4 protein-coding genes are annotated in these 2302 nt (G+C 36.1%); 2 read left to right on the top strand and 2 right to left on the bottom strand.

All coding sequences use genetic code 11. The features are described 5' to 3' along the window. Positions 1 to 461 precede the first annotated feature (461 nt). Positions 462 to 1010 carry an antA/AntB antirepressor family protein gene (locus MCO_RS09730; protein ID WP_007554344.1) on the top strand — a complete coding sequence of 183 codons (549 nt, stop codon included), beginning with the start codon at positions 462 to 464 and terminating at the stop codon, positions 1008 to 1010. Between the two features lie 41 nt (positions 1011 to 1051). Here the strand turns inward: MCO_RS09730 and MCO_RS09725 are convergent, their stop codons facing one another. Together MCO_RS09725 and MCO_RS09720 are read right to left on the bottom strand one after the other, a co-directional pair. Beyond that, on the bottom strand, positions 1052 to 1480 hold the full coding sequence (locus MCO_RS09725) for a type II toxin-antitoxin system HicB family antitoxin (RefSeq protein ID WP_007554342.1): 429 nt from the start codon (positions 1478 to 1480) through the stop codon (positions 1052 to 1054). Between the two features lie 68 nt (positions 1481 to 1548). Then, on the bottom strand, positions 1549 to 1740 hold the full coding sequence (locus tag MCO_RS09720) for a hypothetical protein (RefSeq protein ID WP_007554341.1): 192 nt from the start codon (positions 1738 to 1740) through the stop codon (positions 1549 to 1551). A gap of 301 nt (positions 1741 to 2041) precedes the next feature. Between MCO_RS09720 and ssb the strand changes: the two genes are divergently transcribed. Next, positions 2042 to 2302 (top strand): single-stranded DNA-binding protein (gene ssb, locus MCO_RS09715; protein ID WP_007554339.1); only part of this gene is annotated, 261 nt, incomplete at its 3' end.

Below are 2302 nucleotides of genomic sequence, written 5' to 3'. Positions count from 1 at the left end.
TTGTGTATTGTTCCTTATGTTACATACACGCAGTTTAATAAACATATCTATTTACACACTACAGTGCTCCATTAAAAAGCCATAGTAAAATTTCCGATTAGATCAAACTATTTAGATTAAATGGCGTTGTCTCTTCTCAACGTCATAGATGAAATCAACAAAAACATCAAAAAATTATCAGAAGTAGCTTGACATTATTGCGTCAATATATATTCTCGAGTCAAGTGCCTAACAAACACTTAAGCGATTAGCGGATAGATTACGATACAATCTTTTCTCCGCAAATTTAAAAATTTTGACTCATTGTATGCGTATAGCATATAAAGAAATTTGTCGGGTGTGGTTACATTATACAATACCCTTATGGGAAAAGTGTAACGACGGACTAATCGCCGTGTTTGTTAGCGCCCGGCATTCTTTTTGAGTGTCATTAACAAACATCTAACGATTAGGAGTTCATCATGAACACTCTCATAGAAATTAAAGAACTAACAATTGATCAGGAAATTGTTCAAACGGTCAATGCACGTGAGTTACACGCATTCATGGAAATAGGAAAACGTTTCGCTACTTGGATTACAGATCGTATTAATCAATATACATTTGAAGAAGGTAAAGATTTCATAAAAACACAAGATTTGCGGTTCCCAAAATTGGGAAGCGCAAAATCTAGAGCTGTTGCAGCAATAGAATATCATCTCACTCTAGACATGGCGAAAGAGCTCTCTATGGTTGAACGTAACGAGAAAGGACGTCAAGCACGTCGTTACTTTATTGAGTGCGAGAAAAAACTAAGAAACCAATCTGTTGATTATGATCGTGATACGCGCTTTGATTTGCCAAGCTATTGGGAAGGTATGAACGCTGGTGAAAAAGTTTTGTATCTTCTGGGTCCAATTCATATGCGTCTTCTTGATGCTTTCAGAGTAGATGAAGAGAACAGAAAATACAAAGCCCTTATTAAAGAAGCAAAACAAGTCCTAGAAAGATCTGTTGTGAAAGCTGCTTAGATTTAAAAACATAACTCCCCATTTTAAAAGTGGGGAGGAAGTTAAGCCGCATTTTTGATTGTGATAACAACTTGCTTGCCAAGAACACTCAGTGCTTGCTCTAATGTTTGAAGCTTAGTTGGATAATTTGGATCAAGAATGCGTCTTGCTTCTGTTTCTTTTTTACCCAAACGATGTGCCAATTCTGTTTTTGTGATATTCGCTTCATTAAAGGCTTCTACCACTGCAAGTTTAAGAGCATTCCAAGCATTTACCGTGACCTTTACAAGACCTTTATATTGCTGTGGTACTGGTAAAGGTAAACCGCGCATAGGATAGCTCCGTAATGCTAACCCTAAAGCTTCAACAGCATTCTCTAATGCCTCTGTTCTATTTTCTCCAGCTGTGATTGCTTCTGGTACATCTGGAAAGGTTACAATAAAACCACCATCTGGATCAGATTCTAGTTTTGCTTGATAAGTGTATTCCATGTTTAGGTCTCCTCGCTATGATCGAAATGCTTTTGAAACAAAAAATTAAAAGTCTTTGAGAGAGTAACTCATGCCCCCAACTGCTTTTTTATTATTTTCACGTAAAGTGGGGTCAATTCACCAGATTTTATAACGGTTGTCTTGTCTCCAAAAGTTACCCAATAATGTGACCCTTTACCTGCATCAGGAGCTTCACTGTAATGAATGCCTCTTTTTCTGGCTTCTTTACGTAATTCTCTAAGCAGTGCTTTTCGTTTCATTTAGCCTCCCCCTTTCTTCATAAAATGAATATCGCACAAAAAGGTTCGATAACCAACAATAAATCGAACAAAAAAGTTTGATACAGACTCTTAATGAAAGGATATTTATTGAAAAGTTAAAAGCAGAAATAAGAAAGCCGTGCCATTTGTGTGACATGGTTTTTTGATGAATAATTTGTCAAATAATATTATAATGTAATACATTAAAAAACTGTTATTAATTTACTGAAATAATTAAAAAATATGCAAATTATGCTAAGGTTTTGCTTGTATAAATTGCAAATCTAATGGGGCTACAAATATGCTAAATAAAGTGACGTTAATCGGGCGCCTTGGTGCTGATCCCGAAAGCAAAACAATGCCGTCTGGTGGTGAGGTGGTCAATTTTCGTATGGCAACTTCTGAGAGCTATACAGATAAAAATACCCATCAAAAAGTAGAGAAGACTGAATGGCATTCCGTGGTGGTTTTTAATCCACATTTGGCAAAAATTGCTCTTCAATATCTAAGTAAAGGTTCAAAGGTTTACATAGAAGGCAAATTACAGACACGCAAATGGCAA

This window comes from Bartonella sp. DB5-6 (genome assembly GCF_000278115.1).
Taxonomy (GTDB): domain Bacteria; phylum Pseudomonadota; class Alphaproteobacteria; order Rhizobiales; family Rhizobiaceae; genus Bartonella; species Bartonella refiksaydamii.
Note: the sequence above shows the minus strand (reverse complement) of the source record. Positions and strands in the feature narration are given on the sequence as shown.